Origin of the sequence: Craterilacuibacter sinensis, assembly GCF_009831765.1 — a bacterium.
GTDB lineage: Bacteria > Pseudomonadota > Gammaproteobacteria > Burkholderiales > Chromobacteriaceae > Craterilacuibacter > Craterilacuibacter sinensis.
Window position 1 is genome coordinate 172,438 of record NZ_WSSB01000004.1, and the last position, 22,329, is coordinate 194,766.

The following is a 22,329-nucleotide window of genomic DNA, read 5'->3' on the forward strand; positions in this document are numbered from 1 at the left end:
GTTTGATGCGATCATAAGCGTCATCGCAAGGAGGCATTATGGATACGCATCAACTTGACCCGGTCGAAGTACGGGTTCTGGCTTGTCTGGTCGAAAAACAGGCGCTGAACCCCGATACCTATCCGCTGACGCTCAATGCGCTGCTGTCGGCGTGCAACCAGCTCACCAGCCGCGAACCGGTGATGAGTCTGGGCGAGGCCGATCTTAGTGCCGCACTGGCGTCGCTGATGGCACAAAAGCTGGTGGGCGAACGCATGCCGGCTGGCGCGCGTGTTGCCAAATACGAGCACCGGCTGCCGTATGCATGGAATATCGAGGGCGCCCGTCTGGCAGTGCTGGCCATGTTGATGCTGCGCGGGCCGCAGACCCCGGCCGAGATCCGCACCCGTGCCGGGCGTATCTACAGTTTTTCCAGCGTGGAAGAAGTCGAGACCGCGCTGGATGCGCTGGCCGACAAATATCCGCCACTGGTGGTGCATCTGCCGCGCCAGGCCGGCGAGCGCGAAGCACGCTGGGCGCATCTGTTGTCCGGCATGCCCGAACCGGGCGCCCATCCGGCACCGCCGCGCGGCGAGGAGTGCGATGCGATTGTGGTCGGTCTGACCGGCCGCGTCGCTGCGCTGGAAGCCGAAGTGGCGGCGCTCAAGGCACGCTTGCTCGAGCTGGAAACACGGATTGCCGACTGAAAGCTACCCGCGCGGCTATGCCTTAGGCTGGGCTGGCGCGGGTTTTTTTATTGTTTTAAACCGAGAAAAAAGATGTTGAAAAAGACTTTACTGGCCGCCGTACTGGCCACTGCCGCCCTGCCTGCCCTGGCTGGTGATCTGACGCTGGCGGCGACCGAACATGGCGGCTTTATCAGCCGCACCGCCACCGGCTTTGGTCCCGGCATTACGCTGGATTACCTGCAATCCGACAAACACGGCACGATGGAAGCCGGCGGCGTGGGCCTGACCTTCAGCCTGCCGGTGCCGTTCGCGCGCGTGGATCTGGGCGGCAAGGCGATGTGGATCGATGCCGGTGGCGAGGCGACTGCCGGCATGCTGGGCGGCCGTGCCACCATAGACCTGCCGTATTCCACCGAAGCCTTCGTGCAGGGCTACTGGGCGCCGGAAGCCGCTGCCAGCGGTAGCGTCAGCAAGGTGAGCGACACCATGGCTGGCCTGCGCTGGAAGCCGCTGCCGCTGGTCGGCATCGAGGCCGGCTGGCGTGAGTTCAAGGTCGAGCGCAACGACAGCCGCCGCGACCGCAAGATCGCCGACGGTGCCTATCTGGGCGCCAGTATCGGCTTCTAAAGCGGGATCGGGGATCGGGGATCAGGGAACCGGGACTCGCGGTGTTGACGCGAGCGTGCTTGGCCGAAACACTGAAATCCGAGTCCCGAGTCCCGAGTCCCGAGTCCCGAGTCCCGAGTCACCTTTTCGCCCCCATGCGGCGGCGGCGGTGCAGTGCTGGTGTAGAATCCCTGTTTTGTTTCCCCAGCAAGGCTTTGCCCCATGAACGCCGATCTTCTTGCCGGTCTGAATCCCGAACAATTACGCGCCGTGACCTGGCCGGCGAAAAGCGCTCTGGTGCTGGCCGGTGCCGGTAGCGGCAAGACACGGGTGCTGACGACGCGCATTGCCTGGCTATTGTCGACCGGGCAGGCATCGCCCGCCGCCATTCTTGGCGTGACCTTTACCAATAAGGCTGCGCGCGAGATGCAGACGCGGCTGTCGGCCATGCTGCCGGTCAATACCCGCACCATGTGGATAGGCACCTTCCACGGCTTGTGCAACCGCATGCTGCGCATCCATTACCGCGATGCCGGCCTGCCGCAGACCTTCCAGATTATGGATCCGGGCGAGCAGTCCTCGGCCATCAAGCGGTTGCTGAAAATCCTCGATGTGTCCGACGAAAAATTCCCGCCCAAGGCCGTGGCTGCCTTTATCAACGGCAACAAGGAAGCCGGCCGCCGTGCCGGCGAGCTGTCGGCGCACGATAGTTACACCCGCAAGCTGATCGAGATTTACGCCGCTTACGATGCACAGTGCAATCGCGAAGGCGTGGTCGATTTTGCCGAACTCCTGCTGCGCTGTTACGAGCTGTTAAGCCGCAATGCGGCGCTGGCCGAGCATTACCGCAACCGTTTCCGCCATATCCTGGTCGACGAGTTTCAGGACACCAACCTGTTGCAGTACGCCTGGCTGCGCCTGCTGGCCGGTAGCGATGCGGCGCTGTTTGCCGTGGGTGACGACGATCAGAGCATCTATGCCTTCCGTGGTGCCGAGGTGGGCAATATGCGCTCGCTGCTGGCCGATTACGGTATCGAAGGGCCGGTGCGGCTGGAGCAGAATTACCGCTCGGTCGGCAATATCCTGACCGCGGCCAATGCGCTGATCGAGAAAAACGATGGCCGTCTGGGCAAGAATCTGTGGACCGATGCCGGCGAGGGCGAACCCATCCGCCTGTACGAGGCCTACTCGGACGGCGACGAGGCCGAGTTCGTGTGTGATGAAGTCAAGGCACTGGTGCGCGAGGGCTGGAATCTGTCCGATATGGCGGTGCTGTACCGCTCCAACGCGCAGTCGCGCGCGCTGGAACACGCGCTGGTGAACGCCGGCCTTGCCTACCGCATCTATGGCGGCCTGCGCTTTTTCGAGCGTCAGGAAATCAAGCATGCGATGGCCTATCTGCGTCTGGTGTCCAACCCGGACGACGACAATGCCTTGCTGCGTGTGATCAATGTGCCGGCACGCGGCATCGGTGCGCGCAGTGTGGAAAACATCCAGACCCTGAGCCGCGAGCAGGGCGTGTCGCTGTGGCAGGCTACATGTGGCGCCAGCGGCGGGCGTAGCGCCGGCAAGGTGGCGGCGTTCGTGCTGCTGATTGAAGAGTTGCGCGCCAAGGTCGAGCTCTTGACGCTCGCTGAAATGATCAGCCTGATCATAGACCGCTCCGGTTTGCGGGCCTTGTACGAGGCCGACCGCAAGGAGGGTGAGGAGCGCCTGGCCAACCTGGACGAGCTGATCAATGCCGCCGCCGGTTTTATGCCCGACGACCCGGCGCAGGAAATGGTCGAGTTTCTCACCGCCGCCAGTCTGGAAGCCGGCGAGCATCAGGCCGATGCCGGCTCCGATGCCTTGCAGCTGATGACGGTACACGCGGCCAAGGGGCTGGAATTCGATGCAGTGTTCGTATCCGGGCTGGAAGAGGGCTTGTTTCCACACGAGAACAGTCTGAACGACAGCAAAGGCCTGCAGGAAGAGCGCCGGCTGATGTATGTGGCGGTGACGCGGGCACGCAAGCGCCTGTATCTGAGTTCGGCGCAAAGCCGCATGCTGCATGGCCAGAGCCGCTATCCGATCCGTTCGCGCTTTGTCGACGAGATTCCGCAAGAGCTGGTACACGAGCTGGCCGGCAAGAAAGCGCCGCAGCGCGCACCGGCCAAGGCGCCGTGGCTGACCGAGGCCATGCCGGCCTGGGCGAGCCCTAAGGGGGGCGACTATGGCGGCTTTCATATCGGGCAGAGCGTGGGGCATGCCAAATTCGGCATCGGCATGGTAGTGAGCGCCGAAGGCAGCGGCAGCGATGTGCGTCTGCAGATCAATTTTGCCGAGCATGGGATGAAGTGGCTGGATTTGCGCTACGCCAAGCTGACCGCGCAATAATGGATAGAGCAGATGTACACAGGGGCGCGATATGAATAGCAGCCAGTCCAATTCATTCCAGGCCATCGCTGGCGCTTATAAGGGCAAGCACCCGGCATCGGCCGAAGAGCTGAATCCTTACCGGCGCAAGCTGTTTCTGGTGATAGACAGCGTGCCCGAGATGCAGCGCGCGCTGGCGATGACGCTGGGCAGCTTTGGCGCCGAACGGGTCGAGTACGCCAGCCGTGGTAACGATGCGCTGGCCAAGCTTGCGCGTTACGATTTTGATGTCGTGCTGTGCGACTACGATCTGGGCAATGGTTACGACGGTCTGTATCTGTTTGAAGAGGCACGCGAGCGCAATCTGCTTAAGCAGTCTTGTGTATTCATGATTGTGACCGGCGAGCGGCGTGCCCAGCGGGTGATTTCGGCCGCCGAAATGGCGCCGGACGAATATCTGCTCAAGCCCTTTACCGGCGAAGAATTGCGTCTGCGTCTGGAGCGGGCGATACGCCGGCGCGAGGCTTTTCGCGTGGTGGACGATGCGCTGATGCGTTTCGAATATATGGCGGCGGCCGAAGCCTGCAGCAAACAGATTCAGGACAAAAGCGAATTCGCCCTCGATTTTATGCGCCTCAAGGGCAACCTTAGCCTGAAAATCGGCGACTGGGACAGCGCCAAGAAACTGTACGTCGAAGTGTTGCGCCTCAAGCCGCTGCCCTGGGCCAGGCTGGGCTTGGCCAAGGCGTTGACCGGGCTCAAGTCTTACGACGAGGCGCGCATGTTGTTCGAGCAGGTGCTGCAGGACAACGACCGGGTGATGGAAGCCTACGACTGGCTGGCCAAGATACATCTGGCCAATCACGATGGCGCACAGGCCCAGCTTAATCTGCAGCAAGCCACCTGCTTGTCGCCGGTGGTCGTGCGCCGGCAAAAACAACTGGGTGAAGTCGCGTTTGCCAATGGCGACCTGGCGACGGCAGAAGCCGCCTGCAGCACGACGCTGACCTTGGCCAAACATAGCTGGCACCGCCAGCCGGCGCTGTATGCCCAGCTCGCCCGGGTACAGCTGGCGCAACGCGACAGTGTCGCGGCGGGCAAGACGCTGGCCGGTTTGCGTCGCGATTACAAGCACGACGATGCCGGCAACTGGGTCGCCGATGTGATAGACAGCCAGCTGCAGCAGCAAGCCGGTAACAAGAGCAAGGCTGCCCAGCTCCTGGCGAGCACCGCCGAGCGTCTGCCGCAGCTTGAGGGCAAACTGGGGGTCGAGGCGCGCATGGAATATGCGCGTGCATGCTACAGCCTGGCGCGCCCCGATCTGGGTGACGAAGTGGCGCGCACACTGGTGCGCAACCATCATGATGACGAAGCTTTGCTGGAGTCTCTGGGGTGCTTGTTTGACCAGGTTGGCCGCACCGAGGCCGGGCGCGAACTCATCGCCGAAAACGTACAGAGTGTGGTTAACCTGAATAACGCGGCGGTGCGCGAAGCACAGGCCGGCCATTACGAGCAGGCGGTCAGCCTGTTTGGCAAGGCTTATGCCGAGCTGCCGGATAATGTTCAGGTGATGCTGAATACCAGCAATGCGATTATCGCGCTGGTTTACCGCCAGGGCTGGCACGAAAGCCATGTGCGCGCGGGACATGCCATGCTGGGCAGGGTGCGCACCCTGCAGCCGAGCAGCAGCAAATTCCAGAAAATCATGCAGGCGTGGAATTCGCTGATGGAGCAGCAGGGCCGGCGCGAGTGGCTGGTGTAAAAATCAGGGCAGCAAGCCGCCTTTTTGCAGGGTTTTGCTTAAGGTCGCGGCGTAGGCACTGGCTGTTGCCGCAACCGAGGCCGGATCAAATGATTGCAGATTGCCCGACCACAGCAGGCGCCGGGTCTGGGTGTCCCATAGCGTGGTCTGGCTGGACGCGATGCTGTAAGGCACCAGTGTCTGGTAACTGCTGTAGAAGTTCTGGTACGGCCCGTACCAGCCGAACATGGGCTGCGGGAATACCGGTTGCGCTACGCTCTGGTAGCCTGTTTCCGTTGGCAGCAGCTTGATCAGCATAAAGCCCTGCACACCTGCCTTGCGTACCGCACTCTCCAGATCCGCCTCGGCTACTGGCGTGGAGGAAGGCGGCAGAAGCGCATAAGCCGGCGTGGCCTGCACGCCCAGCGTCTGCATGCGCGCCACGACACTGTCTTCGAAAATGCGCTGTTCGGTGATGCTGCCGCCTATGGCCAGTACCACGGCGCTTTTGATCGGCCCGCCCTTATAGGCCGGATCCTGCCACTGGCTTTGCACGGTGGAGGTGGTGGCGCAGGCCGCCAGCAGGCTGACGCTTGCCAGTAGTGCACCGATTCGCATGCTTGCTCCCATCTTGATGACCCCTTGTTGGTGTTCCATGTCTTTGCCAAACGGCATGGCTTTATCTTAGGCAGGTACTTCCGCTATTGCGTGGCCGCCCTGTTCGCGCGAGACCAGCGCCACGCGCGCGAGCAGGCGCAAGGTGTCATCGTGGTCGGCATCGCTGGCCGCGATACAAAATCCGCCCAGCACCGTGACGCGATAGTCGCGGTCGTGTGCGTCGCGTACCGTGCTTTGCACCGCGAGATCGGTGGCGCAGCCGGCAATCAGCAGGCGTTCGCAGCGCATATTGCGCAGCAGAAGATCCAGCGCCGTGCCGTAAAAGGCATTGACGCGGCGCTTGAGGATGATGGTTTCTCCTGGCAGGGGGGCGGCGGCCGGATGAAAATCGCAGCCGGCGGTACCCAGGCGCAGTGCGCCACGGATGGCGGCACTGGCAAACAGGGGAGAGGCGCGCGGCAGTTCGCGGTAATCGTCGGAAAAGCCGACGCGGACATGGATGACCGGTATGCTGTAGTTGCGCAGGCTGCTTATCAGCCGCGGCAGGCGTTCCAGCGTATGGTGGCGCGCCAGAAAGTCGCGGTAACGCGGTGCGGTGACGATATCGTTGATGTAGTCGATCAGGATGAGTGCGCTTTGCACGATGGTCTCTCCTTGCGTAATGCAAGTCTCACCATAGCGCGTCAATGCAAAACCGCCCCGAAGGGCGGTTGTGTGGCGGATGGACCCAATGCTTACTTCGGAATCGAGCCTTCCACGCCCTTCACATACCAGTTCATGGTATCCACGCCTTTTTGTGGCAGTACCTGACCTGCTGCAACCATGGTCTTGCCGGCCTGATCGACGATAGGACCGGTAAAGCTGTGGAACTTGCCGCTGGCAAACAGTGCCTTCTTGGCGTCGAACTTGGCAGCCAGAGGTTTAGGTACGACCGGATTCAGCGGGCTCAGTGCCACCATGCCGTCCTTGATGCCCCAGTCCACGCTGTCCGATTTCCAGCTCTTGTCCAGCGTGGCCTTGGCTGCGCGGGTGTAGTAGCCGCCCCAGTTGATGGTCGAGGCGGTCAGCTGGGCCTTGGGGCCGAACTTGGCCATGTCGGTGTCCCAGCCCATGGCGTACTTGCCCTTTTCCTGTGCGGTCTGCACCACGGCCGGGGAGTCGGTGTTCTGTGCCAGCACATCCGCGCCTTGTGCGATCAGGGTTTCGGCGGCCTGACGCTCCTTGGCCGGGTCATACCAGCTATTCACCCACACCACCTTGGTCTTGATCTTGGGGTTCACGCTTTGCGCGCCCAGGGTGTAGGCATTGATGTTGCGGATCACTTCCGGAATCGGGAAGGAGCCGACAAAGCCCAGGGTGTCGCTCTTGGTCATGCCGCCGGCGATCACGCCCAGCATGTAGGCGCCTTCATAGGTCTTGGGATTGTAGATGGCGACGTTTTTGGCCGTCTTGTAACCGGTGGCGTGGGCAAACTTCACATTAGGGAAGGCCTGCGCCACTTTTTGCGTCTGGTTCATATAACCGAACGAGGTGGTGAAAATCAGCGTATTGCCGGCGGCGGCCAGCTGGCGGATCACGCGTTCAGCGTCGGCACCTTCAGGCACGCTTTCCACATAGGTGGATTTGATCTGGCCGGGCAGGGCTTTTTCCATCGCCTTGCGTCCCAGGTCATGGGCATGGGTCCAGCCGGCATCGCCGATCGGGCCTACATAGACAAAGCCGACTTTCAGCGGCTCGGCGGCGAAGGCCGGGCTGCTCAGAGCGGCAGCCAGCAAGGTAGTGATCAGAGTACGGCGGGACAGCATGGCGACTTCTCCTGGAGGTGGGGCGAATTTGAACAGCATAACAAGCGGGGTATCTTTGTCTACAGCAGGACCGCTAATAATCTTTATTGGATATTTTGCGGTAAATTCGCGGCATTATAAACCCGAAATGCAAACAAATGTTTTATCAAAAATGCCAAAAGATTTACCATGCACGGATTATTGATCCGGCTTGCCGGTACTGTTGCGGGGTAAGTTTTTGTGCCCGCGCCCTGGAGTCTTTGCGATGAATGCCCCTCCCCCTGCCGCGCGCCTGTCTTTGCGCGGTATCAGTAAACGCTATCCGTCGGTGATCGCCAACGACGCCATCGATCTTGATATTGCGCCCGGTGAAATTCATGCGGTGCTGGGTGAAAACGGCGCCGGCAAAAGCACCCTGATGAAGATCATCTACGGCGTGACCCGACCCGACGCTGGTGAGATTGTCTGGGAGGGGCGCAAGCTTGCCATTTCCAGCCCGTCCATGGCGCGCGAGCTGGGCATAGGCATGGTGTTCCAGCATTTTTCGCTGTTTGAAACCCTGACCGTGGCCGAAAACATCGCCTTGTCCATAGACCGGCCGCAGGCCGAACTGCACGACGAGATCCGCGAGGTGTCGACCCGCTACGGCCTGCCGCTGGATCCCGCGCGTCTGGTGCACAGCCTGTCGGTGGGCGAGCGCCAGCGGGTCGAGATTGTGCGCTGCCTGCTGCAAAAACCGCGTTTGCTGATTATGGACGAGCCGACCTCGGTGCTGACGCCGCAGGCGGTGCAGCAGCTGTTTGCGACCCTGCGCCGTCTGGCGGGTGAGGGCTGCAGCATTCTCTATATCAGCCACAAGCTGGACGAGATCCGTGCCCTGTGTGAGCGTGCCACCGTCCTGCGCGGCGGGCGGGTCAGCGGCGAGGCCGATCCGCGCCTCGAATCCAATGATTCGCTAGCGCGCATGATGATAGGTGGCGAACTGCCGGCGTGTACGCTCAACCCGCAAGCGCCGGGCGAACTGAGGCTGGCGCTTAATGGCTTGTCGCTTACCAGTGATGATCCGTTCGGTACCGCCTTGCAGGATGTGTCGCTGGCGGTGCATGGCGGCGAGATTGTCGGCATCGCCGGCATCTCCGGCAACGGCCAGCAAGAGCTGCTGGCGGCCTTGTCCGGCGAAAAAAAGCTGGCACGCGCCGACGGGCTGTCGTTGCGTGGTGTTGCGGCTGGCAAGCTGGGGCCAAGTGCGCGCCGCGCGCTGGGTCTGGGACTGGGCTTTGTGCCGGAAGAGCGGCTAGGGCGCGGTGCGGTGCCGGAAATGAGTCTGGCCGACAATGCCCTGCTCACCGGCGCCACCCGCGCCGGCATGCTCAAGGGGCCGTGGATACAGCGCAGCAAGGTGCGCGAATTCGCCCGCGAGGTGATTGCGCGCTTCAAGGTCAAGGCGCCGGACGAGGACGCGCTGGCGCAAAGCCTGTCCGGCGGCAATCTGCAGAAATTCATTATCGGGCGCGAGGTGATGCTGGCGCCCGAGGTGATGGTGGTGGCGCAGCCGACCTGGGGGGTGGATGTCGGCGCGGCCATGCTGATACGCAATGCGCTGATCGATATGCGCAACCGCGGGGTGGCGGTGCTGGTGATCTCCGAAGAGCTGGACGAGCTCTTTATGATCTGCGACCGCATCGCGGTGCTGGCCGATGGCCGTCTGTCGCCGGCGATTGCCACGGCTGACGCCAGTGTGGAATTGATAGGCCGCTGGATGAGCGGTGACTTTAGCGAGAAGGACAGTCATGTTCCAGCTTGAAACCCGCCCTGTGCCCTCGGCGACCATGCGCCTGCTGTCGCCGCTGATTGCTGCGCTCTTGATGCTGGCCTCCGGCTTTGTGCTGTTTACCCTGCTGGGTCAGCCGGCACTCAAGGCGTTTTATGTGTTTTTCGTGCAGCCGCTGACTACGCTTTACGGCGTGGGCGAGTGGCTGCTCAAGGCGACGCCGCTGTTGCTGTGCTCGCTGGGCCTGTTGATCGCCTACCGCGCCAATGTGTGGAATATCGGCGCCGAAGGCCAGCTGGTGATGGGCGCGATTGCCGGCGGCGGTGTGGCGCTGGCTTTTCCCGATGTCAGTGCATCGTGGCTCATGCCGGCCATGCTGGTGGCCGGTGTCGCGGGCGGTATGGCGTGGGCGGCCTTGCCGGCCTTGCTGCGTACCCGTTTTCACACCAACGAGATTCTGGTTAGCCTGATGCTGGTTTATGTAGCGGGTCTGGGGCTGCGCTTTCTGGTCAATGGCCCGTGGCGCGACCCGGAAGGCTTCAATTTTCCGCAGTCGCGCATGTTCCACGAAGCCGCCATTTTGCCGCTCTTGCATCCCGAGATGCGGGTCACCGTTGCCGGTGTGCTGGCGCTCATGCTGGTCGGGCTGATCTGGCTGTTTTTAAGCAAGAGCTGGCTGGGCTTTCGCCTGACGGTGGCCGGGCAGGCGCCGGCGGCGGCGCGCTATGCCGGCTTTGGCGAGAGGCGCAATGTCTGGATCGCCATGCTGATTTCCGGCGGCTTTGCCGGGCTTGCCGGTGTGGCTGAAGTGGCGGGGCCGCTGGGGCAGTTGCAGCCTTCGGTGTCGCCCGGCTACGGTTTTGCCGCGATTATTGTCGCCTTTGTCGGCCGTCTTAACCCGCTTGGCGCCTTGCTGGCCAGCCTGCTGATGTCGCTTCTGTATCTGGGGGGCGAGACCGCGCAGATGGAGCTGGGTTTGCCGGCCGCCATCACCGGTTTGTTCCAGGGGCTGTTGCTGTTTTATCTGTTGGCCGCCGATCTGTTTATCCATTACCGCGTGCGCCGTAGCGAGCGCGCCCCTGCTGCCGTACTCAAGGAGGCGACCCGATGAATGAAGGCCTGATTCTGGCGCTGCTCTTGTCCACCGCCAGTGCTGCAACTCCCTTGATGCTGGCTGCTCTGGGCGAGCTGGTGACCGAGCGCAGCGGTGTGCTTAATCTGGGGGTCGAAGGCATGATGCTGGTTGGTGCCGTGGCTGCTTTCGCCACCATGAGCCAGACCGGCAGCCCGCTTTTGGCATTCGGCGTTGCCATGCTCTCCGGCTGCGCCCTGTCCTTGCTGTTTGGCGTACTGACCCTGCATCTGATGACCAACCAGGTAGCGACCGGTCTGGCGCTGACCCTGTTCGGCGTCGGGCTGGCGGCTTTTGTCGGCCAGCCTTATGTGGGCGGCGTGGTCAAAGGGGTCGAGCCACTCTTGTTCGGCCTCGACCCGATAACGCTGCTGGCTTTTGTGCTGTGTGGCGGCCTGTGGTGGTTTCTGGGCAAGAGCCGAGCCGGCCTGCTGTTGCGTGCGGTCGGGGAAAAGCCGGCGGTGGCCGATGCCATTGGCTATCCGGTGCGCCGTATCCGCTATCTTGCCGTGCTGTTCGGCGGGGCGATGGCGGGTCTGGGCGGCGCTTTTCTGTCGCTGGTGAATACACCGATGTGGGTGGAGGGCATGACGGCCGGGCGCGGCTGGATCGCGCTGGCGCTGGTGGTGTTCGCCACCTGGCGCCCGGAGCGGGTGCTGCTGGGGGCATGGCTGTTTGGCGGCATGACTGTGTTGCAGTTTCATGCGCAGGCGCTGGGCCTGGCCATCCCGTCCGAGTTTTTGTCCATGCTGCCTTATCTGGCGACTATTGCCGTGCTGGTGCTGATCTGCCGCAATCCGCGCACCATCTTGCTCAACCAGCCCTTGTCGCTGGGCAAGACCTATCATCCTGACCGCTAGCGGCAGCCCCTGCGCTCCGGCACTAGACTTGCTGTAGCCAAGACAAGGAGCAGAGTGTGGAAGACTGGAGCTGGATCAGCATCGCCATCATTGTGCTGGACGCATTTCTGGTGGTCGGTGTGGCGCTGCGGGTGATGCTGACGCGCCATCCACCCGGCTCCAGTTTTGCCTGGATACTGGTGACGCTGGCCGTGCCTTTTGGCGGCTTTGTCCTGTATCTGCTGGTAGGCGAGCGACCGATCGGGCGCTCGCGGCGCGAGCGGGTGCAGGATTTTACCCTGCGCTTTCGCGGCTGGCAGTTGCCGGGCCCTGCCCCTTTGCTGGCGGGGAGCGAGGCTAGCCGCGATTTTGAAGCCATGGCGGTATTGGCCGAACGCATCACCCATCTGCCTGCGCGCGCAGGAAATGCGCTGACGCTGATGAGCGAGACGCGGGCCATTTTGCATGCGCTGGCCTGCGACATTGCCACGGCGCACACCAGCGTGGATCTGGCATTTTATATCTGGAACGCAGGCGGCGAGGCCGATGAAGTCGAGGCGGCGCTGGCGGCGGCGGCCGCGCGCGGCGTGCGCTGTCGTGTGTTGCTGGATGCCATGGGTTCCAAGGTGTATCTGGCCGGGCTGGGAGCTGCGCGCTTGCGTGCCGCCGGCGTTCTGGTCGAGGCGGCGATGACGGTCAGGGCATGGCAGATGCCGTTTGTGCGCGCCGATTTGCGCCTGCACCGCAAAATTGCGCTGATTGACGACAGCGCCGGTTATACCGGCAGCCTCAATCTGGTTGACCCGCGTTATTTCAAGCAGGACGCCGGAGTGGGCGAGTGGGTGGATGCCATGGTGCGCATCGCCGGGCCGGCGCTGGATGGTTTGCGGGCGGTATTCGCCTATGACTGGATGTTGCAGACCGGCGAGCCGCCGCTTGGCGGAATGGCGGCGCAGGCAGAGGCCGGAGCGCCGCTCTCGGTGGTGCAGGTGGTGCCCTCGGGGCCGGGTTTTGATCGCGGCGTCAATCTGCGGCTGATTCTGGAGGCGGTCAGCCGCGCCCACTCCCGCTTGCTGCTGACGACCCCCTACTTTGTGCCGGGCGACGCCTTGTCGCTGGCGCTGCAAAATGCGGCGCTGCGCGGGGTGGAAGTGCGCTTGTTGCTGCCGGAAAAGAACGACTCTCGTCTGGTGCAATACGCCAGCCGCTGGTATTTCGATGATCTGTTGGCCGCCGGCGTGCAGGTCATGCTGTACCGTGGCGGACTTTTGCACACCAAAAGCATCACCGTGGATGACACCCTGTCCTTGTTCGGTACCGTCAACCTCGATACGCGCAGCCTGCACCTGAACTTCGAGCTGATGCTGCTGGTGCTGGATGAGGGTTTTACCCGCGCGCTGGTGGCCTTGCAGCAGTCGTATGAGGCGGATGCCGTCTTGCTTGATGCCGCGGCCTGGCGGCAGCGCGGCATGGCGGCACGGCTGAAGGAAGGCATGTCCAATCTGGTGTCGCCGCTGCTGTAGCGCGGCGGGTGTTTACAGCAAGGGGCTGTTGAGCCGGGCCTGCAGCAGCTGGGCCTTGGCGTCGGCGAGTGCCTGCAGTAACTCCTGGCCTAGACGCGACAGCGCCTCGGGCGTCTGCAGGGCAGGGTCGCTAGGCAGGTCATAGCAGAAATGTGCCTCGCTAATCAGATTGCGCAGGCCTTGAATCGAATATTGCATGAGTTTGGAAATGCCGGAATGCTTGAGAAAGCAAACCATTCTGGCAGAGCGCCGCGTATCAGGTATTGACCGTGCACAAACTTTCCCGCATTGCCCGTGCCCAAACCCATGTTTTTATCCACAAACCGCCTGTTTCCAGACTTTTTATCCACAGCACTTCTTGAATTTTTTGCCAGAACCGCAGGGGCAGGGATCATTGCGGCTGATCTTGCTATCGACGCGGCGTTGCGGTTCTTGCGGTGCGCGTGCCGGATGGCCGTGCTGCCAGAAGGTATGGATCTTGGCCAGCGCCGCGCTGCTTTTGGCTGCATCGGCAGGTGTCGCCGGCTGCAAGAGTGGCTGGAACCAGGCCGGATGCTCGCTCATCAGCCGCGCCCATTCGGTGCGGGCAAAGCCCATGGCCAGATAAAAGCCCTTGCCCCAGTCGGCGGCACTGTGTTCTGTATCGGTGGCGAACAGGGGCGTGAAGCCGGCCGGATCGCTGGCAAACTGGGCGGAAACTTCGTTATTGCAGGCAATCAGGCTGCCCAGTATCGCGTTGGCTTCATCCATGCTGTCGAACACCGGCGCCTGTTTGCCGTGTTCGTGATCCCACACCCGGGCAAACCACAGGGATGGCGCCACCGTCGACGGCCCGATCACCAGTGCCGCGAGATAGCCTTGCAGCATCGCCATATTCATGGCGCGCCCTTCATGCTCGGGGTGGACGAGAAAATCGGCCAGTATCTGGCGTTCGGTCGGGGTCATGCGGTGTCCTTGCGGGGGTAGATGGCCGCGCATTTTAGCCCAGAGCCTGCGGGCGTGCTGAAACGCTGCGCGCAGCCTGCGTCGTGCCTTGACCCAAGGCTGTCGCAAGCATGCAACCCTCTGCTCTGGTGTCATGTTGCAGCGCGGGTTTTCGGTTACAATCCGCGCACAACAAACGGAGAACAACAAGATGTACCAATCCGAATTTACCCGCTTTATGAACGGCTTTCTGGCCGAGCATCCAGAAGTCGATACCGAGCGCCGTGAACTGCGTCTGACCTGGTGGGATCGCGAGCAGAATCCGGACGATGCGCGTCGCTGGAAAGAGGCGCGTGTGCCGCAAAAGCCTTACGTTTACCAGCCGGACTGAACGGCGCATGATTTCAGTTAAACGCCCGTTGCGGGCGTTTCGTTTTTTGTGAGCAAGTTATGACCAGCCGAACCTTGGCGCTTGACGAATCCCTGCACGACTACCTGCTGGCCATCGGCGTCAGCGAGCATCCGGTACTGCGCGAACTGCGCGACGCGACCGCCAGCCTGCGCTTTGCCAAGATGCAGATCGCCCCCGAGCAGGGGCAGTTTATGGGCTGGCTGGCGCGTCTGACTGGCGTGCGCCGCTATCTGGAAATCGGCGTTTTTACCGGTTACAGCACGCTGGCGGTGGCTTTGGCCATGCCGGACGACGGGCGTGTGGTGGCGTGTGATGTGCGCGCCGACTTTACCGCCATCGGGCGAGCGCATTGGGAAAAAGCCGGCGTCGCCGATCGCATCGATTTGCGGCTGGGGCTGGCGCTGGATACCCTGCACGGCTTGCTGGACGAGGGGCGCGCAGACGAATTTGATCTTGCCTTTATCGATGCCGACAAGCCGTCTTACCCTGCGTATCTGGATGCCTGTGCACGACTGGTACGCAAGGGCGGCATTATCGCGGTGGACAATATCTTCCTGTCCGGCCGGGTGGTGACGCCGCAGGCGGATGACCCGCCTAGCGTGCAGCTGATGCACGACTTCAATGCTGCGCTTAAGCAGGATCCGCGTTTCGATCTGTGCGTCTTGCCCTTGGGCGATGGTGTAACCTTATTGATTCGTCGTTGAACTTTGTTTAACCGGATGCAGTCTTTATAAAACTACTGTCGAAGCTATCCTCATGCTGAATCGCAAACCCCGCCGTCTCGTCAATCAGATGAATGTGGTGCCGTATATCGATGTGATGCTGGTGCTGCTGGTGATCTTTATGGTGACCGCCCCCATGTTTACGCCCGGCGTAATCGACGTACCCAGCGTCAGCCGTGCAGCGCAGGTCGAGCAATCTCCGGTCGAGGTGCAGTATGACGCGACGGGGCGCTATGCCTGGGCACTGGATGGCAAGACCCATGCGGTGGATTCGCTGGACGCGCTGGTGGCGGCCATCTTGCCGCTGACAACGGGTGGCCGGCCGGTGGCGATTTCGGCCGACCAGAATGCCAAGTACAGCGATGTGGTGAAGATTGCCGACCGTCTGTATCAGGACGGCATCACCCGCGTGGCGCTGACCGTGCGTCAGGGGCAGTAGCGCGTGATGCATGACATGAATAAGGGCTGGCGCAGCCGCGGCTTGGGGCTGTCCGTTCTGCTGCATGTGGGGGTGCTGGCGGCGCTTTTGCTGCGTATGGCGCCGGATGCGGTAGTGCCGGCTGAAGTGCCCTTGTCGGTGGAGCTATGGGCCGGCGGCGGCAGCGGCAAGGCGCCAAGTGTGGCACCGCCTGTCGTGCCCAAGCTTGCGCCGCCTGCACCGGTGACACCTGCCAAAGTTGTCACGCCACCAGCACCGACGCCGTCGTTTGATGCCGAGGTGAAGCTGGCGGCTGCCAAAGACAAGCCTAAGCCTGAACCCGCCAAGCCGGTGCCGGCCAAGCCTGAACCCAAGCCTGAACCCAAGCCTGAACCCAAGCCGCAGCCGCAGGCTAACAAGCCGCCCGCCAAGCCTGCTCCCGCGGCCAAACCGGCTGCCAAACATGGCAATGTGGCCGATGATTTTCTTGGCGATTTGGGCGGTCCGGCCGGTAGCGGTCAGGGCAGCGTGACGCAAAAAGGCGGCAAGAGCGGCATCGTCGGTGGCTCGGCCCAGGGCCGGGCGGGCGCGGATGCGGGCTATCTGGACAAGGTGCGCGGGCGTATCCGTCCTTATGTGATGGTGCCGCCCGGCATGAGCGGCAATCCCGAGGCCGTGCTTAAGGTCAGCCTGCTGCCGACGCTGGAAGTCCGCGCCGTGTCGCTGGTGAAATCCAGCGGTAACGCCGCCTACGACCGCGCGGTACAGGATGCGGTGTGGCAGGCACGTACCTTCCCGCCTTTGCCTGCCGGTGCCCGTTTTGCCGATTTTCGCGAATACACGCTGAAGTTCCGCCCGCATGATTGAAGGATAAAACGATGATAAAGCGCATACGACTGACCCTGACCCTGCTGGCGTGTCTGGCTCCGGCGCTGGCACAGGCCGAGCTGACGGTGGATATCGTCGGCGGCGGCGCCAACCGTTATCCGCTGGCGGTGCCGGCCTTGGCCGGTGAAGCGGGTGGCCAGGTGGTGACGACTGTGGTGAAGCAGGATCTGGCGTTGACCGGTCTGGTCAATATCATCAATCCGCCCAACCCGGCCATGACCGTCGCTACGCCTAACGCGGTCAATGTCGCGACTTGGCGCGCGCTTAGTGCCAATGCGGTGCTGGCCGGCAGCGTGAGCCCGAGCGAGGGCGGCAACAGCCGGGTGACGTTTTATCTGGAACAGCTCGCGCCGAAAAAGACGCTGGCGCAGGGCGAATTTGATGTGCCGCCTGCCGCCTTGCGTGAAGTCGGCCACCAGATCGCCGACCAGGTCTATCAGGCGCTGTTTGGCGAAAAGAGCTTCTTCAATAGCCGCATCGCCTATGTGCTGAAAAATGGCCGCCATAGCTACCAGCTGCAGGTAGCCGATGTGGCCGGCCAGCAGGCGCGTACCATCCTGCGCTCGAAAGAGCCGATCATTTCGCCGGCGTGGAGCCCGGATGGGCGCAAGCTGGCTTATGTCTCGTTTGAAACCCAGAAGCCGGTGGTGTGGGTGCAGGATCTGGCCTCGGGCCAGCGCCGCATGCTGGCCAATTTCAAGGGCAGCAACTCGGCACCGGCGTGGAGCCCGGATGGCAGCCGTCTGGCGGTGGTGCTGACCTCCAGCGGCAATTCGCAGATTTATCTGCTGGATGTGGCAGGGGGTGCGCCGCGCCGCCTGACTCAGAGCGACGCCATTGATACCGAGCCCGATTTCAGCCCCGATGGCAGCCAGATCGTCTTTACCTCGGACCGCGCCGGCGGCCCGCAGATCTATCTGCAGCCGGTTGCTGGCGGCGCGGCGAAGCGCATCAGCTGGCAGGGTGCATACAATGTGTCGCCGCGCTTTGCGCCGGATGGCAAGTCCGTCACCTATATGCGCCGTGACGGCGGACGCTTCCGCGTGGTGGTGCAGGATCTGGCCACGGGCGACGCGCGCGTAGTCAGCGACGAGAGTTTTGGCGAGTCGCCCAGCTTTGCGCCCAATGGCCGCATGGTGCTGTTTGCCAGCGAGCAGGGCGGGCGTAGCGTGCTGTGGGCCAGCTCGCCCGACGGCACCAGCAAGGTGCGGCTCGGCGTGATAGACGGAGAAGTTCAGGATCCCGCTTGGGGCCCATTCAACCCGTGAGGGGTGTTTTGTTTTTCCTCACATTCAGGAGAGTTTCATGTTCAAACGTGTCTTGATGGCTTCTGCCGTGGTATCCCTGTTTGCCGCCTGCTCCAGCACCCAGCCGCCGGCGGCTGTTGTGGCCGAGCCGGCCCAGCCGGTTGTGGTTGCGCCTGTTGCACCGGTGGTTGATGCCCAGGCTGCGGCGCAGGCTGCCGCCCAGGCCCGCATGCAGGCCGAGCGTGCCCGTCTGGCCGGTGAAAGCATCTACTTCGACTTCGACTCCAATGCCGTCAAGGCTGACCAGCAAGCCAAGGTGGCCGCCCACGCCGAATTCCTCAAGCAGAACACCCAGCAAAAAGTGCAGATTCAGGGTAATACCGATGCCCGCGGCAGCCGCGAGTACAACCTGGGTCTGGGCCAGCGCCGCGCCGAAAGCGTGAAGCAGTCGCTGGAAGTACTGGGCGTGAAAGATGCCCAGCTCGAAGCCGTCAGCTATGGCAAGGAAAAACCGCGTGCCGAAGGCTCGAGCCCGGCTGACTATGCCGAAAACCGTCGCGCCGATGTGTCTTACGGCCAATAAGGGCTGAGTGCCGGGCTCAGGCGGTGTTGTTGGCTGCCTTTGCCTATGCTGGATAAAACCCCGTCCGCTGTTGGCGGGGTTTTATCCACAGGAGCACGCCATGTCTAGCCATATCTTGCTGTCTGCAGGCTTTACCGCCTTGCTTTTAGGCTGTACCACCGCGCCCTCTGGCCATGAGGAGCTGGAACCTGTGCCTCCCCGGCCGAATCTGGCGCTGATGGGGCCGGGGCCGGTGCTGGCGTTTAGCGCGCCGCAGTATTGCCCGGGTGCGCCGTTACGCATGATTTACTATCCGTTTACCGATGCCGAACGCGTCAAGCTGCAAGCGCACGCCGATTGCCTGAAGCATCACCCCAAGGTGCAGGTATTGCTGCGCGCCCATGGTGCGGGCACAAGTGCCGAAATCGGCCAGCGCCTCGATGCCGCCACCGCCGCCCTGGGGCAGGCAGGTGTCGCATCCGCGCAGTGGCAGCGTGATAGCCTGGGGGCCCGCCCTGAGGGCAAGGCGGCGGTAGAAGTCGTGTATCCTGAGGCAAAACCCGATTGATGAGCCGGCAGAAGCCGGCCCCGTTTTAGCCGGAGAAACCATGTTTGCAAGCCGTATGACCCTGCTGTCCTGTTCATTGCTGCTGGGCGCATGCGCCAGTACCTCGGATCTGGAGCAGACCCGCGCCCAGCTGGATCAGGTCAACCGCCAGGCCACCGCACGCCTCTCCCAGATCGAGTCGCGCATCAGTAACGAGCGCCTGCTGGAAATGGTCAGCCGGGTGGACGGCATGCAGGCCGAGGTCGCCAAACTGCGCGGCGACAACGAGATGCTGCAGTACAAGATCGGCGTGCTGGAAAAACGCCAGAACGATCTGTATGCCGATATCGACCAGCGTCTGGGCCGCTTCGAAGGCGGGCGCAGTGCCGAGCCGGCAAGCAGCAATGCCGCAGCGCCGGCGGAAAGTGTCGACGCGGTCCAGCAGGCTTTCGATCAGGCGCTGTCGCCATTACGCAAACGCGACTTTGCCCAGGCCGTGGTCGCACTGAAAGCCTTTGCCGACAGCAATCCCAATGCACCGCAGGCGCTGGATGCCACCTACTGGCGCGGTGTCGCCCATACCGCCTTGCGCCAATACGATGCGGCCATCGACATCCAGCGCCGCTTCGCCGATGAAAACCCGCGCCACCCCAGAGCGCCGGATGCGCTGCGCAATGTGGCCAATGCCCAGCGCGAACTGGAGCAGGTGGACCAGGCGCGTATCACGCTGAAAAAGCTGATCAAGCTCTACCCGAACTCGGACGCCGCCGCCAAGGCCAAGCAGCAACTGACGACGATGTGAAGCGCGGGACTCGGGGTCGGGAATTCGGGATCAGGTAACGGGTGCGTTTACTGCGTGGCAATACCCGCGCGGATCCCGAGTTTCCGATCCCTGCTCCCTGTCTTGTTCCTTCATGTCGAAATAATAAAGTGTTCCGGCCTGTATCCCTGATCAGGTAAAATTGCCCACTTCCTCTTTGCACGGGCATAAAGCGCCATGATCGAAGTCGGCATCGTAATGGGTAGTAATAGTGATTGGGACGTGATGCAGAACGCCGCTCGCGTACTCAAGGAATTCGGGGTCGCATTCGAGACGCGCGTGGTCTCCGCCCACCGTACGCCCGATCTGTTGTTCAGTTATGCCGAACAGGCCGAGGCGCGTGGCCTGAAGGCCATTATTGCCGGTGCCGGCGGTGCGGCGCACCTGCCGGGCATGCTGGCCGCCAAGACCCATGTGCCGGTGCTGGGTGTGCCGGTGCCATCCAAATACCTGCGCGGTGAAGATTCGCTGTTGTCCATCGTGCAGATGCCCAAGGGTATTCCGGTGGCGACCTTCGCCATCGGCGAGGCGGGCGCCGCCAATGCCGCGCTGTTTGCCATCGCCCAACTGGCGACTACCCATCCGGAGCTGGCCGAGCAGCTCAAGGCTTTCCGCCGCAAGCAGGAAGAAACCGTGCTGGCGATGACGCTGCCGGAGGTCGAATAATGGCCGCCATCCTGCCGCCGGCGATGCTGGGCATTATCGGCGGTGGCCAGCTGGGGCGCATGTTTACCATTGCGGCCAAGACCATGGGTTACCGCGTCACCGTGCTGGAGCCTGATCCGCATTCCCCTGCCGCCGCTTTTGCCGATGTGCATCTGTGCGCACCGTATGGCGACGCTACCGCACTGCAAACTCTGGCCGGGACTTGCGCGGCGGTGACTACCGAATTTGAAAACGTCGACGCCGACGCGATGCGTATGCTGGCGAAAACCACGCGCGTGTCGCCATCGGGCGACTGTGTGGCGATTGCGCAGGACCGTATCGCCGAGAAGGCATGGATAGCCAAAGCCGGTCTGCCGACTGCGCCCTATCTGGCGCTGGAGTCGGCGGCGGCACTGGCGGCTGTTTCCGATGACGCGCTGGCAGCGTATTTGCCGGGCATTCTCAAGACCGCGCGTCTGGGCTACGACGGCAAGGGCCAGCAGCGGGTGAAGACGCCGGCCGAGGCGCGTGCCGCCTTCGCCGACCTGGGCGTCGCTTGCGTGCTGGAGAAGATGCTTGACCTCAAGCTTGAGGTGTCGGCCATCGTTACCCGCACCAGCGCCAGCCAGATGGCGGTATTCCCGCTGGCGGAAAACCGCCACGAGGGCGGCATTCTCGATGTATCCATCGTGCCGGCGCGCATTGCTGCCGGCTTGGCGGCATCCGCGCAAACGATGGCGCAGCGTCTGGCTGACGAGCTGGATTACGTTGGCGTGCTGGCCGTCGAATTCTTTGTGCTGGGCGACGACACGCTGGTGGTCAACGAGATCGCGCCGCGTCCGCACAATTCCGGCCACTACACGCTGACCGCCTGTGTCACCGACCAGTTCCAGCAGCAAGTGCGCGCGCTATGCGGCCTGTTGCCGGGTTCGACCGAACTGATGACCCCGGTCGTTATGGTCAACCTGTTGGGCGATGTGTGGGGCGAGGATGGCCGCGCGCCCAAGTGGGATGTGCTGGCCGAGGCGCCGAACGCGCAGCTTTATCTGTACGGCAAGCAAGAAGCGCGCAAGGGCCGCAAGATGGGCCATTTCAACGTGATGGCGGCGACGGCCGACGCGGCGCTGGAGCAGGCCGAGGCGCTGAAAGACACACTCTGATTTATCAGGCAAAGCCATAAGGCTTCGCCTTTTCTTTATCTGGAAAAATTCATGACCGGCATCACCACCACCCATCTCAATAGCCTGAAAAAAATCTACTCCGGCAAGGTGCGCGACCTGTACGAAATCGACGACAAGCGCATCCTGATGATTGCCACCGACCGCCTGTCGGCGTTCGATGTGATTCTGGATGATCCGATTCCGGCCAAAGGCCAGATCCTGACCGCGATCTCCAACTTCTGGTTCGACAAACTGAAAGACGTGGTGCCCAACCATCTGACCGGCGACAAGCCGGAAGACATGGTGTCGGCCGAGGATTTGCCGCAGGTAGAAGGCCGTGCCGTGGTGGCGAAAAAACTCAAGACCATTCCGATCGAGGCGGTGGTGCGCGGCTATATCGCCGGTGGCGGCTGGAAGGATTACCAGAAGACCGGCGCGGTATGCGGCATTACCCTGCCGGCCGGGCTGAAAGAGGCGGGCAAGTTGCCAGAGCCCATTTTTACGCCTTCGACCAAGGCGGCTGTGGGCGACCACGACGAGAACATCAGCTTCGATCAGTGCGTAGGCCTCATCGGCCAGGAGCTGGCCGAAAAGGTGCGCGACACTGCCATTCTCCTCTACAAAACGGCCGCCGAATATGCGGCGACGCGCGGCATCATTATCTGCGACACCAAGTTCGAGTTCGGTCTGGACGAGAACGGTACGCTGGTGCTGATGGACGAGGCGCTGACGCCGGACTCCAGCCGTTTCTGGCCGGCCGACAGCTACGCCGAAGGCATGAGCCCGCCATCGTTCGACAAGCAGTTTGTGCGCGACTGGCTGGAAGCGTCCGGCTGGGACAAAGTGTCGGCCGCGCCTGCCGTACCGCTTGAGGTGCGCGAGAAGACCGCAGCCAAGTACCGCGAGGCACTGACACGTCTGGCAGGTTAAGCGCGCTTAAGTCCCCA

At 62.5% G+C, this 22,329-nt stretch carries 24 protein-coding genes; 19 read left to right on the top strand and 5 right to left on the bottom strand.

Annotated features, from left to right (window positions below):
* Positions 1-38 precede the first annotated feature (38 nt).
* The 4 genes from GQF02_RS05915 to GQF02_RS05930 all read left to right on the top strand — a co-directional run bounded on the left by GQF02_RS05915 (position 39) and on the right by GQF02_RS05930 (position 5,391).
* Positions 39-686 (top strand): YceH family protein, encoded by a 648-nt coding sequence (locus tag GQF02_RS05915; protein WP_160795598.1) that lies wholly within the window; start codon positions 39-41, stop codon positions 684-686.
* A 72-nt stretch (positions 687-758) separates the two neighbouring features.
* Positions 759-1,295 (top strand): YfaZ family outer membrane protein, encoded by a 537-nt coding sequence (locus GQF02_RS05920; protein WP_124734958.1) that lies wholly within the window; start codon positions 759-761, stop codon positions 1,293-1,295.
* A gap of 201 nt (positions 1,296-1,496) precedes the next feature.
* Complete coding sequence (locus GQF02_RS05925) at positions 1,497-3,650, top strand: UvrD-helicase domain-containing protein (RefSeq protein ID WP_160795600.1); 2,154 nt, start codon at positions 1,497-1,499, stop codon at positions 3,648-3,650.
* Between the two features lie 31 nt (positions 3,651-3,681).
* Entirely contained in the window at positions 3,682-5,391 is a 1,710-nt protein-coding gene (locus GQF02_RS05930) for a tetratricopeptide repeat-containing response regulator (RefSeq protein WP_160795602.1), read from the top strand.
* Positions 5,392-5,394: 3 nt separating this feature from the next.
* On the opposite strand, the gene GQF02_RS05935 is transcribed toward GQF02_RS05930, so the two are convergent.
* The 3 genes from GQF02_RS05935 to GQF02_RS05945 all read right to left on the bottom strand — a co-directional run bounded on the left by GQF02_RS05935 (position 5,395) and on the right by GQF02_RS05945 (position 7,793).
* Positions 5,395-6,027 (bottom strand): hypothetical protein, encoded by a 633-nt coding sequence (locus GQF02_RS05935; RefSeq protein WP_160795604.1) that lies wholly within the window; start codon positions 6,025-6,027, stop codon positions 5,395-5,397.
* Positions 6,028-6,054: 27 nt separating this feature from the next.
* Positions 6,055-6,630 (bottom strand): cysteine hydrolase family protein, encoded by a 576-nt coding sequence (locus GQF02_RS05940; protein ID WP_160795606.1) that lies wholly within the window; start codon positions 6,628-6,630, stop codon positions 6,055-6,057.
* Positions 6,631-6,722: 92 nt separating this feature from the next.
* On the bottom strand, positions 6,723-7,793 hold the full coding sequence (locus tag GQF02_RS05945) for a BMP family ABC transporter substrate-binding protein (protein WP_124736243.1): 1,071 nt from the start codon (positions 7,791-7,793) through the stop codon (positions 6,723-6,725).
* A 244-nt stretch (positions 7,794-8,037) separates the two neighbouring features.
* On the opposite strand from GQF02_RS05945, the gene GQF02_RS05950 reads away from it, so the two are divergent.
* Genes GQF02_RS05950 through cls form a run of 4 tightly spaced genes read left to right on the top strand, consistent with a single transcriptional unit; the run spans position 8,038 to position 13,037 of the window.
* The gene (locus tag GQF02_RS05950; RefSeq protein WP_160795608.1) at positions 8,038-9,576 is read left to right on the top strand and encodes an ABC transporter ATP-binding protein; all 1,539 of its coding nucleotides are present in this window, start codon (positions 8,038-8,040) and stop codon (positions 9,574-9,576) included.
* Complete coding sequence (locus GQF02_RS05955) at positions 9,563-10,654, top strand: ABC transporter permease (RefSeq protein ID WP_124736241.1); 1,092 nt, start codon at positions 9,563-9,565, stop codon at positions 10,652-10,654. The genes GQF02_RS05950 and GQF02_RS05955 overlap by 14 nt, the downstream gene beginning before the upstream one ends.
* Positions 10,651-11,535 carry an ABC transporter permease gene (locus GQF02_RS05960; protein ID WP_160795610.1) on the top strand — a complete coding sequence of 295 codons (885 nt, stop codon included), beginning with the start codon at positions 10,651-10,653 and terminating at the stop codon, positions 11,533-11,535. Before GQF02_RS05955 ends, GQF02_RS05960 begins: the two co-directional genes overlap by 4 nt.
* A 56-nt stretch (positions 11,536-11,591) precedes the next feature.
* The gene (gene cls, locus GQF02_RS05965; RefSeq protein WP_160795612.1) at positions 11,592-13,037 is read left to right on the top strand and encodes a cardiolipin synthase; all 1,446 of its coding nucleotides are present in this window, start codon (positions 11,592-11,594) and stop codon (positions 13,035-13,037) included.
* A 12-nt stretch (positions 13,038-13,049) separates the two neighbouring features.
* Here the strand turns inward: cls and GQF02_RS05970 are convergent, their stop codons facing one another.
* Together GQF02_RS05970 and GQF02_RS05975 are read right to left on the bottom strand one after the other, a co-directional pair.
* The gene (locus GQF02_RS05970; RefSeq protein WP_124736238.1) at positions 13,050-13,235 is read right to left on the bottom strand and encodes a hypothetical protein; all 186 of its coding nucleotides are present in this window, start codon (positions 13,233-13,235) and stop codon (positions 13,050-13,052) included.
* Between the two features lie 144 nt (positions 13,236-13,379).
* Positions 13,380-13,982, bottom strand: a complete 603-nt coding sequence (locus tag GQF02_RS05975; protein ID WP_124736237.1) for a UPF0149 family protein — start codon at positions 13,980-13,982, stop codon at positions 13,380-13,382.
* A 190-nt stretch (positions 13,983-14,172) separates the two neighbouring features.
* Here GQF02_RS05975 and GQF02_RS05980 point away from each other — a divergent pair, with 190 nt between their 5' ends.
* From GQF02_RS05980 to GQF02_RS06030, 11 genes are all read left to right on the top strand, one after another.
* On the top strand, positions 14,173-14,352 hold the full coding sequence (locus tag GQF02_RS05980) for a DUF3460 family protein (RefSeq protein WP_124736236.1): 180 nt from the start codon (positions 14,173-14,175) through the stop codon (positions 14,350-14,352).
* Between the two features lie 59 nt (positions 14,353-14,411).
* A complete protein-coding gene (locus GQF02_RS05985) occupies positions 14,412-15,077 on the top strand; it encodes a class I SAM-dependent methyltransferase (RefSeq protein ID WP_124736235.1) in 666 nt (221 codons plus the stop codon).
* Positions 15,078-15,129: 52 nt separating this feature from the next.
* The gene (locus GQF02_RS05990; protein WP_124736234.1) at positions 15,130-15,534 is read left to right on the top strand and encodes a biopolymer transporter ExbD; all 405 of its coding nucleotides are present in this window, start codon (positions 15,130-15,132) and stop codon (positions 15,532-15,534) included.
* A gap of 6 nt (positions 15,535-15,540) precedes the next feature.
* The gene (locus GQF02_RS05995) at positions 15,541-16,380 is read left to right on the top strand and encodes a TonB family protein (protein ID WP_160795614.1); all 840 of its coding nucleotides are present in this window, start codon (positions 15,541-15,543) and stop codon (positions 16,378-16,380) included.
* Between the two features lie 11 nt (positions 16,381-16,391).
* A complete protein-coding gene (tolB, locus tag GQF02_RS06000; RefSeq protein WP_124736232.1) occupies positions 16,392-17,669 on the top strand; it encodes a Tol-Pal system beta propeller repeat protein TolB in 1,278 nt (425 codons plus the stop codon).
* A 37-nt stretch (positions 17,670-17,706) separates the two neighbouring features.
* Positions 17,707-18,231: a peptidoglycan-associated lipoprotein Pal gene (gene pal, locus GQF02_RS06005; protein WP_160795616.1), complete on the top strand. Its 525-nt coding sequence runs from the start codon at positions 17,707-17,709 to the stop codon at positions 18,229-18,231.
* A 100-nt stretch (positions 18,232-18,331) separates the two neighbouring features.
* Positions 18,332-18,778 (top strand): hypothetical protein, encoded by a 447-nt coding sequence (locus GQF02_RS06010; protein ID WP_160795618.1) that lies wholly within the window; start codon positions 18,332-18,334, stop codon positions 18,776-18,778.
* 40 nt (positions 18,779-18,818) lie between these two features.
* Positions 18,819-19,559 carry a tol-pal system protein YbgF gene (gene ybgF, locus GQF02_RS06015; RefSeq protein ID WP_160795620.1) on the top strand — a complete coding sequence of 247 codons (741 nt, stop codon included), beginning with the start codon at positions 18,819-18,821 and terminating at the stop codon, positions 19,557-19,559.
* A 195-nt stretch (positions 19,560-19,754) separates the two neighbouring features.
* A complete protein-coding gene (gene purE, locus GQF02_RS06020; protein ID WP_160795622.1) occupies positions 19,755-20,243 on the top strand; it encodes a 5-(carboxyamino)imidazole ribonucleotide mutase in 489 nt (162 codons plus the stop codon).
* A complete protein-coding gene (locus tag GQF02_RS06025; protein WP_160795624.1) occupies positions 20,243-21,382 on the top strand; it encodes a 5-(carboxyamino)imidazole ribonucleotide synthase in 1,140 nt (379 codons plus the stop codon). The genes purE and GQF02_RS06025 overlap by 1 nt, the downstream gene beginning before the upstream one ends.
* Before the next feature lie 51 nt (positions 21,383-21,433).
* The gene (locus GQF02_RS06030) at positions 21,434-22,312 is read left to right on the top strand and encodes a phosphoribosylaminoimidazolesuccinocarboxamide synthase (RefSeq protein ID WP_124736226.1); all 879 of its coding nucleotides are present in this window, start codon (positions 21,434-21,436) and stop codon (positions 22,310-22,312) included.
* The last annotated feature ends 17 nt before the right edge of the window (positions 22,313-22,329 follow it).

Coding starts and splice junctions, on each gene's coding strand:
- GQF02_RS05915 (WP_160795598.1), top strand. CDS start 39: ATGGATACGCATCAACTTGACCCGGTCGAAGTACGGGTTCTGGCTTGT.
- GQF02_RS05920 (WP_124734958.1), top strand. CDS start 759: ATGTTGAAAAAGACTTTACTGGCCGCCGTACTGGCCACTGCCGCCCTG.
- GQF02_RS05925 (WP_160795600.1), top strand. CDS start 1,497: ATGAACGCCGATCTTCTTGCCGGTCTGAATCCCGAACAATTACGCGCC.
- GQF02_RS05930 (WP_160795602.1), top strand. CDS start 3,682: ATGAATAGCAGCCAGTCCAATTCATTCCAGGCCATCGCTGGCGCTTAT.
- GQF02_RS05935 (WP_160795604.1), bottom strand. CDS start 6,027: ATGGAACACCAACAAGGGGTCATCAAGATGGGAGCAAGCATGCGAATC.
- GQF02_RS05945 (WP_124736243.1), bottom strand. CDS start 7,793: ATGCTGTCCCGCCGTACTCTGATCACTACCTTGCTGGCTGCCGCTCTG.
- GQF02_RS05950 (WP_160795608.1), top strand. CDS start 8,038: ATGAATGCCCCTCCCCCTGCCGCGCGCCTGTCTTTGCGCGGTATCAGT.
- GQF02_RS05955 (WP_124736241.1), top strand. CDS start 9,563: ATGTTCCAGCTTGAAACCCGCCCTGTGCCCTCGGCGACCATGCGCCTG.
- GQF02_RS05960 (WP_160795610.1), top strand. CDS start 10,651: ATGAATGAAGGCCTGATTCTGGCGCTGCTCTTGTCCACCGCCAGTGCT.
- GQF02_RS05970 (WP_124736238.1), bottom strand. CDS start 13,235: ATGCAATATTCGATTCAAGGCCTGCGCAATCTGATTAGCGAGGCACAT.
- GQF02_RS05975 (WP_124736237.1), bottom strand. CDS start 13,982: ATGACCCCGACCGAACGCCAGATACTGGCCGATTTTCTCGTCCACCCC.
- GQF02_RS05980 (WP_124736236.1), top strand. CDS start 14,173: ATGTACCAATCCGAATTTACCCGCTTTATGAACGGCTTTCTGGCCGAG.
- GQF02_RS05985 (WP_124736235.1), top strand. CDS start 14,412: ATGACCAGCCGAACCTTGGCGCTTGACGAATCCCTGCACGACTACCTG.
- GQF02_RS05990 (WP_124736234.1), top strand. CDS start 15,130: ATGCTGAATCGCAAACCCCGCCGTCTCGTCAATCAGATGAATGTGGTG.
- GQF02_RS05995 (WP_160795614.1), top strand. CDS start 15,541: ATGCATGACATGAATAAGGGCTGGCGCAGCCGCGGCTTGGGGCTGTCC.
- tolB (WP_124736232.1), top strand. CDS start 16,392: ATGATAAAGCGCATACGACTGACCCTGACCCTGCTGGCGTGTCTGGCT.
- pal (WP_160795616.1), top strand. CDS start 17,707: ATGTTCAAACGTGTCTTGATGGCTTCTGCCGTGGTATCCCTGTTTGCC.
- GQF02_RS06010 (WP_160795618.1), top strand. CDS start 18,332: ATGTCTAGCCATATCTTGCTGTCTGCAGGCTTTACCGCCTTGCTTTTA.
- ybgF (WP_160795620.1), top strand. CDS start 18,819: ATGTTTGCAAGCCGTATGACCCTGCTGTCCTGTTCATTGCTGCTGGGC.
- purE (WP_160795622.1), top strand. CDS start 19,755: ATGATCGAAGTCGGCATCGTAATGGGTAGTAATAGTGATTGGGACGTG.
- GQF02_RS06025 (WP_160795624.1), top strand. CDS start 20,243: ATGGCCGCCATCCTGCCGCCGGCGATGCTGGGCATTATCGGCGGTGGC.
- GQF02_RS06030 (WP_124736226.1), top strand. CDS start 21,434: ATGACCGGCATCACCACCACCCATCTCAATAGCCTGAAAAAAATCTAC.